6 protein-coding genes are annotated in these 8,860 nt (G+C 39.0%); all 6 read left to right on the forward strand.

All coding sequences use genetic code 11. The features are described from left to right. A partial coding sequence (locus AWW78_RS10775; RefSeq protein ID WP_244884415.1) for a His/Gly/Thr/Pro-type tRNA ligase C-terminal domain-containing protein occupies positions 1-153 on the forward strand: 153 nt, incomplete at its 5' end. 24 nt (positions 154-177) lie between these two features. Continuing rightward, the gene (locus tag AWW78_RS08645) at positions 178-1,098 is read left to right on the forward strand and encodes a TIGR01777 family oxidoreductase (protein WP_047134915.1); all 921 of its coding nucleotides are present in this window, start codon (positions 178-180) and stop codon (positions 1,096-1,098) included. Between the two features lie 14 nt (positions 1,099-1,112). Continuing rightward, a complete protein-coding gene (locus tag AWW78_RS08650; RefSeq protein WP_244884413.1) occupies positions 1,113-1,325 on the forward strand; it encodes a DUF5320 family protein in 213 nt (70 codons plus the stop codon). Continuing rightward, complete coding sequence (hutI, locus tag AWW78_RS08655; RefSeq protein ID WP_047134917.1) at positions 1,322-2,575, forward strand: imidazolonepropionase; 1,254 nt, start codon at positions 1,322-1,324, stop codon at positions 2,573-2,575. Before AWW78_RS08650 ends, hutI begins: the two co-directional genes overlap by 4 nt. Before the next feature lie 82 nt (positions 2,576-2,657). After that, on the forward strand, positions 2,658-4,901 hold the full coding sequence (locus AWW78_RS08660; protein WP_075426228.1) for a T9SS type A sorting domain-containing protein: 2,244 nt from the start codon (positions 2,658-2,660) through the stop codon (positions 4,899-4,901). Between the two features lie 149 nt (positions 4,902-5,050). Further along, positions 5,051-8,818: an outer membrane protein assembly factor BamB family protein gene (locus AWW78_RS08665; protein ID WP_047134918.1), complete on the forward strand. Its 3,768-nt coding sequence runs from the start codon at positions 5,051-5,053 to the stop codon at positions 8,816-8,818. Positions 8,819-8,860: the final 42 nt, after the last annotated feature.

Genomic DNA, 8,860 nt, shown 5'->3' on the forward strand with positions numbered 1-8,860 from the left:
CAGGATGAGATCGGAACTCCATTTTGTTTCACCGTTGATTCTCAAACGCTTCAAGATGGAACTGTTACAGTAAGAGATAGGGACACGATGAAACAGGAAAGAATTCATAAAGATGAAATTCTTAATTTCTTGAAGGAAAAAATCACTTTTTAAAACTTTACATTTGAAAATGTTACTATGGGCAAAACAATTGCGATTGCTGGTGGGACTGGTTTTATAGGAAGTTATGTTGCTAAATTCCTTTTAAAGGATGGGTATCGAGTTTTAATTTCAAGCAGAAATCCCGAAAGGGTTTCAGAACGCTTAAAGGAATTTGATGTTTTCAAATGGGATCCTGAAACTGAAAATTTCCCAGTTGAAGTGGTTCAGCGAGCTGATGTTTTGATCAACTTGATTGGTGAAACTATCTCGCAAAGGTGGACGGAGAAAGTCAAGGAGAAATTGAGAAGTTCACGGATAGATTCAACTCGTAAAATAGTTGAAGCGTTTTCAAAGGTCGATTCATCGGGGAAAACTTTCATATCTGCGTCGGCGATTGGAATTTATGGAAGCAAGAGAGACGAAATTTTAACTGAAAAGTCAAGCTTTGGCGATGATTTTCTTTCAAAATTGTGCATCGATTGGGAAAATGAAGCAAAGAGAGCAAGTGAATTTGGAGTTAGAACCGTAATTTTAAGGATTGGTATAGTCCTTGGAGAAAATGGTGGATTTCTTGCTAGGTTAACTCCGATATTTAAACTTGGGCTTGGTGGAAAGATAGGGGATGGGAAAATGTGGATGTCTTGGGTTCATATTGAAGATCTTGCGAGAGTTATCAAGTTCGCCATTGAGAATGAAACCGTTAGCGGTGTTTACAATGTTGTTTCTCCAAATCCTGTGACGAATGAGGAGTTCACGAAAACATTTGCGAAAGTTTTAAATCGTCCCGCTTTTTTACCTGTGCCAAAATTTGCTCTTAAAGTTCTATTTGGGAGTGAACTTACGGAAGTTGCTTTAACATCAAGTCAAAAAGTTAAGCCAGAAAGATTGCTTGAGTTAGGGTTTGAGTTCAAGTATTCCAACATTGAGACTGCTTTAAAAAGTTTGTTTTTAAAATAAAAACTTTGATGAAAATGTGGTGGCATAGGGGCAGAAGATTTGGAAAAGGATTCGGGGGATTTTGGTTTGGATTTGGTTTTCCACCTTTTGAGACATTCTGGACGGGATTTCGCCCGTATATAACGCGTGAGGAGTATATTGAAATGCTTGAGGATTATAAAAAGCAGTTGGAAGAGGAACTTGAAGAGGTTAACAGGGAAATTGAGAGACTGAAGAAGGAGAAATGATTTTAATTCACAATGCTAATCAAGTTGTCACGGTTGCATCGTTTGGTGACAAGGTTAAACGGGGGAGAAGGCAAGGGGAAATTTTTGTAATTGAAAAGGGAAGTGTTTTAATAAAGGATGAAAAAATTGAATGGGTTGGGAGGGCAATTGATTTCAATTTCGGTCTTTATGGAGATGAAGTTGAAATTGTTGACGCTACTGGAAAAGTTGTCCTACCTGGATTTGTTGACTCACATACGCATCTTGTATTTGCGGGGACGCGGGAAAGTGAATTTGACTTGAGGATAAAAGGTTTTACATATCAACAAATCGCGGAAATGGGTGGCGGGATTTTAAGCACAGTTAAAAAAACGAGAGAAGAAACTAAGGAAAATCTTCTTAAGATAGCTCGTAATTATGCAAGGATGGCGCTTTCGTACGGGACAACGACGATCGAGATAAAAAGCGGATATGGTTTAAATCTTGATGATGAGGTCAAAATTCTTGAGGTTGCGAATGAGTTAAATGGAAATCCGGCATTTACAATACCAACTTTCCTTGGGGCACATGCGATACCGCCTGAGTTCAAAGGTAAAAAAGATGATTATGTTAAGTTTTTAATAGATGTGGTCATTCCGGAAATATCGAAGAGAAAGCTTGCGAGATTTTGTGATGTTTTCTGCGAGAAAGATTATTTCACTCCTGATGATGCAGAGAAAATTTTAAATGCTGGGAAAAGAGTTGGGCTTTTGCCGAAGATTCACGCTGAGCAATTTTCAAATTATGGTGGCGTTGGAGTTGGTGTGAAAGTTGGAGCAATTTCAATTGATCATCTTGAAAATGTAAGTGACGGAGATATTGAGCTTTTATCAAAAGCAGATTCAGTGGCAGTTTTACTCCCTGGGGTTTCTTTCTTTTTAAATTATCAGTATGCGCCGGCAAGAAAATTGATTGACGCTGGTGTTCCCGTTGCGATTGCGACGGATTTTAATCCGGGCTCGTGTATGAGTTTAAATATGCAACTTATGATGACGATTGCTTGTACCCAAATGAGGATGACGGTTGAGGAAGTGATAACAGCGGTGACATTAAATTCTGCTGGTGCGGTTGGAATTTCGGATATAACTGGAAGTATCGAAGTTGGAAAGAGGGCGGACATTTTAATTTTTAATGTCGTGGATTATAGAATGATACCTTACTTTTTTGGAATCAATCATATCGACACCATTTTTGTTGGGGGGAAAAGAGCTGAAGTTAGCACGCCCATGTGATTGTGATATAAATCACTTTGCTTTTGCAATAAAAATGGTTATTTTGAAAGTGAACTTAAATTAAAATTAGGGAGGTAGCATTATGCGTTGGTTAATTCTTTTATTGGGTCTGATTTTAATGTTTTCAACTGTATACACTCAGCAATTTGAAGTTAAAGCTTCATTCCCCACAAGTGGGGCGTCAGGTATAGCCTCTGTGCCTGATTCTGTTTTTATGTACTTTGTTTTTTCAAGTCCAATTGACACCAGCGTTTCTTTTCCGGAGGGATGGCAAGGACTGCCACCATTTTTAAGCTTTCTTGCCTTTGATCCAATTGATTCAATTAAATTAGGGCCCGGATATTTAAGTCGAACTTTGGATACCATTGGTGTGTGGGCTAAACTTGCTCCAAATACAGACTATTGTATTGTTTTGATTGGTGCTTATTCAGCTACCGGCGAATTGCTTTCCAAGCCATATGTTGTTAATTTTACAACTTCTTCAACGATTGGGCAGTGGACTGTAAGCGGGACTGTAAGTGTGAGTCCCAAGGTGGTTTCAATTCCAGAAATTCCAAAAGTTGATTTAGCCAAGTTGAAGTTGGAAATTTCCAATTCAATAGGTGCATTTGATATTCGATCGGGTTCTGGAGATGTTAAGCTTTCGAAGGAGATTAATTTTAGCTCGCCATCTTTCAAGTTTTTGAATATTCAGCCTTCGAAAACTTTTGGTGTTGATCCAAGTGTCGGCATCGTTGCATTGCTTGACAGAAATCCCTTTGTCGAGTCAGAGGTAAATGTCAAGTATGCAGCAAATGTTAAACCTGATTTCTCGTTTAGTATAAACTATGTTCGTGATGGGACATATTATTTATTTGCTGCTTTTGATACAGTAAGAGATGGCATGTTTAATCCAGGTATGGATTTAATTATGTTTTACGATGCCAACGGAGATGGTCAACCTGATCCTATTACTGTTAGTGGTAGGAATGTTTCCGGTTTAAGTATCAGTGGTGTTTGGCAAATTAGACCGTTTACTGTAAATGGGATGTTGCCCGGTGCTAAGTTGCTTGCTCAACGCTACGCTAACGATGTTAAGTTGAAGGCAATTAGTGCTTTTGAAGGAATGGAGATTCCAACCGATACACTTGATGGTAAGGTATATTTTGCATCTTATATTTTTTATTCACCTTCAAAAGGTAAATATGTTTATGTTTTGGCGAGTGCGTTTGCGGGACTTTATCTTGATACTATGTCAGTGCCAGGGGTAACCGCATTAGTTGACTTACCGGCGACTTTTATTGATAGTGATGTTGCTTTTGATAGCGCTGAGGCGAATGGTGGCTATGTGTTCAGAAGTAGGCCGAACGCTATAGTGGGAGTTATGTATGACTTAAGGAATTATCCAGATGATGACTTAGCGCCCGACACGTTAAACCCATATTGGAGAATTGTTTATATTAGGTCAGATACCACTGGTTATAATCTCGGTGGAATTTTAATCATCTACCTAAATCCTTCGAATGGTAGATTGGTTAAAAAGTTTGAGTTCTCATTCGCAGCTGTAACAGCGAAGCAAAAGTTTAATGAGGTGGATTCTTTAGCAAAAAGTTATGCGAGCGATGCTAAGCTTGTGTATGTTTTTGGACTTGAAGATAGTCTTATTGATGGTAAATGCTATGTATGGAACTACGGTTATAGAACTGGAACGGGTGGTAAGTTTAGTGTTTGGCTTATTGCCGGAGCTGCTGGAGTTGATACTTTCTTCCTTGATTTGGGCGATATACCTATACCATTGAATAAGCCTTTACAATTTGGTAGTTATAAGGACAGCGATGGGCTTGCTGCGGTTGCAGAAGCAAATGGTGGAGCTTCCTTTAGGGGTATGTATCAATATACCGGTGGCGCATATCTTTATTCTCAATCTTTAGATACAACGAAAATTTATTTCCATGCTATATACAGTGGGGTTGATACTGCGACTGGAAGGCAAAGGGAGCTCGTTATATTCATCGATCCTGTGACGGGCAATTTTGTCGGTATGTTCACAAAAGTTGAAAAAGATGAAACAGCTGGTATTCCGACAAGTTTTGCGTTGCATCAGAATTATCCAAATCCATTTAACCCTATGACGACAATAACTTATGATATTCCAGTGAGAGCAAATGTAAAACTTGTTGTTTATAATATTCTTGGTCAGGAAGTTGCTACGCTTGTGAATGAGGTGCAGGAACCAGGAAGATATAATGTTAAGTTTGATGCATCCGGGTTGCCGAGCGGGGTTTATTTCTATAAACTTGAGGCTGGTAAGTATGTTGATGTGAAAAAGATGGTGTTGGTCAAGTAAAGATTCAAGGTGTGAAAATTCTGTTTACTCGGAAAAGGGCGGGTTTAAACCCGCCCTTTTTTGTATTTTGTTGGATATTTATGACTTATTGAAAGAGTCGGACAATTTTCATATATTTTTACTGTTGGAAAGAAATTAATGATGCGGGAGTGAAGAAGCTAATCATACTTATATCTATTGTCTTTACTGCCATCCTGTATGGACAAACAATTGATGAAAATTTTTGGGCTACAAACGGGACTATTTATGCAGCTGCGAGATATAACAATCAGTTATATTTCGGTGGAACATTTACTCAAGTTTATAGACCGATAACTGGTGGGGCAGTTGTTGATAGAACTACATCCGATGCTTATCCTAATTTTCCGAAGGTTTTAAGTGGGACAGGTCCTGGAACAATATATGCGGTGGTCAGCGATGGGAATGGGGGGTGGTATATAGGTGGAAGTTTTACGCAGGTTGGGAATGTTTCAAGGACAAATATAGCGCATATTTTACCAGATGGATCTGTTGATCTAAGTTTTCTTCCTTCCGGGGCTAATGGAATTGTAAGAGCCCTTTCAATTTCGGGTGATTATCTCTATGTTGGCGGAGATTTTACAAGTTTAAATGGGGTTGCGAGAAATAGAATAGCAAGGGTTGATCTAACAACTGGAAATGTTGATGTCTGGGATCCAAATGCGAATGGAAGTGTGTATACAATTTTGCCTTACGGTGGAGTTGTATATATTGGGGGTGGATTTACGTCAATTGGTGGTCAAGTGAGGAATCGACTTGCTGCAATTGATGCATCTACCGGAAGCCCGACTTTATGGAATCCAAATGTTCAAAATGGTTTAGTTATGACTTTGGCTTTATATAGTGCTAATAATATACTTTATGTGGGTGGGACATTTACTCTCATAGCTGGGATTACTAGAAATCGCATTGCGGGTGTGAGTATATCAACTGGCGCAGTTATATGGTATCCAACAGGTGGAGCAAACAATACTGTTTACTCGCTTTCAATAGGTTCATCGTTTGGGGATTTTTTATTTGTTGGCGGTGCGTTTACAACGATCGGTGGTGTCGGGAGAAATCGTTTATGTGCTTTTAATTTACCCTTTGGGACATTAAATGCGTGGGATCCAAATGCAAATGCTAGTGTGTATTCTGTTTTAACATATGGTTCTGAGCTTTATGTTGGAGGAATATTCACATCAATAGCTGGTCAAGCAAGAAGTAGGGTTGCGAAATTTGATTTTTCAACATCTCTTGCCACTTTAACTGCGTGGGATCCATCTGTTTTAAATAATAGTGTTTATGCGTTTTCATCATACTTAGATAGAATCTACATTGCTGGTAATTTTGGCGGGATTAATGTAAGAGGGCGCAACTATATTGCGAGCATTGATTTATCAACGGGAAACTTAACAAGTTGGAATCCTGGAGCAAATAACACGGTTTTAGCGATATTCGCTGTTGAACCTTATCTCTTTATCGGAGGTCAATTCACAAGTGTCGGAGGGCAAATTAGAAATCGATTAGCTTCATTTAATTTAAATGACGGCAGTTTAACTTCGTGGAATCCATCAGCAAATGGTGATGTTAGATGTTTTTCGAGTAAGGGTTCGATTCTTTATGTCGGTGGTGCTTTCACGAGTATTACTCAAGGAGCTGCGAGAACAAGAAATTACCTTGCTTCGTTTAACATTAACACTGGTCAACTTACATCGTGGAATCCAAATGCGAATGGCGCTGTTTATACCATGTTTGTTTCAGGTGATTATCTTTATGTTGGTGGTTCTTTTACAACTATTGATGCTCTTACAAGAAACAGACTTGCACGTTTTGATCTGACAACGGGTGAGTTATCCAATTGGAGCCCCAATGTTAATAATACGGTTTGGTCGGTTGCAGTTTACGGTTCCGTTGTCTATATTGGTGGAGCTTTCACTTCGGTTAATGGGGTAGGGAGAAATTATATCGCTGCTTTGGATGCAAATACTGGGGCATTGTTAAGTTGGAATCCAGATGCAAATAACACAGTATATACATTAGCGGTCACAGGCTCGACTGTTTATTGTGGTGGTGCATTTACGCTTATCGGTGGAGTGTCAAGAAATAGGGTGGCAGGGATTGATGTTAACACTGGTAATGTAACATCGTGGGATCCGAACGCGAACAACATAGTTTATACCTTAGCATTATCGCTTGAGTCAGGTAGGATTTATGTTGGGGGTAGTTTTACAACGATTATGAATTTGCCCAATCCTTCACTTGCGGGTTTAACTGTGCCAGATGTTTTGGAGCAGCAACTTACTGTTGGTTTTGCTGTAAATTCAATCTCTGTCGTAACTGGTTCAACTGGGAACACTGTTAATATTCTTCTTAAATGGCTTGATAGAACTTACCCTGAACAGGGAGTTTATGAGGTCACTTTTGAAATCACAAGTCCTGATATAAGTTTAAATTCAAGCAATGTTTCACTGCATCCGTCAATTTCCGGAGGTTTTACAATAAGTAAAGTTGACATTTCTGGGGGCGTAAGGGTAACGATAACGGGGAATTCCATTTCGTCACTTTTAATTGATAACGGTGACTTTGAAGGTGCATATCTTGTTGCGGTTTTGACTTTCAATGCTCCAACCATTGATGGCAATTACTATATAAACTTAACAAACATTTCTCCAGCCGTAATTCGTTTAGTTGATCCACCTTATACGCCATCTAATTTTTCAGTTAGTGATGGTTATACTGTTCTTCAAGTTATTTCATCTACTCAACTGCCGATAACTGTGCCTTATTTTACACCAGCTGGGTATGCTCAAAACAGAAAGTACGGTGATATAAATTGGGATGGGAACATAGATATTTCCGATGTGACATCGATAGCTGATCTTGTGATGGAAAATTACTCTGCTGTTCCTGTGAATGATCCTGCTACGGGTTCGAGAACATTTTACGGTGGGGGAGCTGATCCAAACGGGTATGATGGTTCTAATCCCGATAAAGCCGATAGAAAAAGTGCAGATGTACAAGGAACTGGGGGCGATGGTGATCCAACGAATGGCGAAGGTGATGATTTAATAACTCAACTTGATCTTGCTGTGTTAGTTGATGCTGTTTCTTCAGGAGAATGGCCAAGTTATCCAGGAGTTATAAGTTCTATTAGTGGTAAACCAGCGTTTAAGGCGGGCGAGAACGGGGATAAATTTTACACTTTGAACAAGAGCGGTTCAGGGAGAAGTAGTTTTGTAAAGTTTGAAATTTTTAATCCCGGTGACGAATCTTGCAAAATTAGAGTTAAGCTTGTCAATAGTGAGGTAAATTTAAGAGGATTACAAATTAATTTTAAATTGTCAGTTTTACCTGGTAAAATTGATGTTTGGAAAATGCCGGATGCGGCTGGGTTAAATTTTGTATGGGCGAGGAATAAATTCAATGAGGTTGTCATTCTTCTTTATGCTGATGGCAAAAAATATTTGAAGATTGGTGAAAGCGTACTTTTAACTTTGGTTTTGCCCAAGGTGACGCTGGAGCAATTTGTTGAGTCTGAACCGTCCGTAATTGCAAGTGTTGAAAATGTCAGCAAACCGATGATGTTTGATATTTCAATTGCAAACTTTGGTGAGTTCCCATTGGAATATAAATTATATCCGAGCTATCCGAATCCGTTCAATTTTGAGACAGCGGTTGAGTTTGATGTGCCTGAATATTCGAGTGTGAAATTAATTGTATTTGACGTTTTGGGTAGGAAAGTTAGAACTTTGGTTGATGATAAATTTGACCCGGGGCGTAAGGTTATTAAATGGGATGCGAGAAATGATTCAGGTGAGGTTGTTGGTTCTGGTGTATATTTTATCGTAATGTTTGCAAATTCGCTTGAAAGCGAGAGGGAATTTGGGGGTAAGGCAAAAGTTTTATTGCTTAAGTGAAAAGCGGAGGGTTGAAATAGTATTTTTCGCCTTTTAAACTTG

Origin of the sequence: Candidatus Kryptonium thompsonii (genome assembly GCF_001535985.1) — a bacterium.
Classification (GTDB): Bacteria; Bacteroidota; Ignavibacteria; order Kryptoniales; family Kryptoniaceae; genus Kryptonium; species Kryptonium thompsonii.

Coding starts and splice junctions, on each gene's coding strand:
- AWW78_RS08645 (WP_047134915.1), top strand. CDS start 178: ATGGGCAAAACAATTGCGATTGCTGGTGGGACTGGTTTTATAGGAAGT.
- AWW78_RS08650 (WP_244884413.1), top strand. CDS start 1,113: ATGTGGTGGCATAGGGGCAGAAGATTTGGAAAAGGATTCGGGGGATTT.
- hutI (WP_047134917.1), top strand. CDS start 1,322: ATGATTTTAATTCACAATGCTAATCAAGTTGTCACGGTTGCATCGTTT.
- AWW78_RS08660 (WP_075426228.1), top strand. CDS start 2,658: ATGCGTTGGTTAATTCTTTTATTGGGTCTGATTTTAATGTTTTCAACT.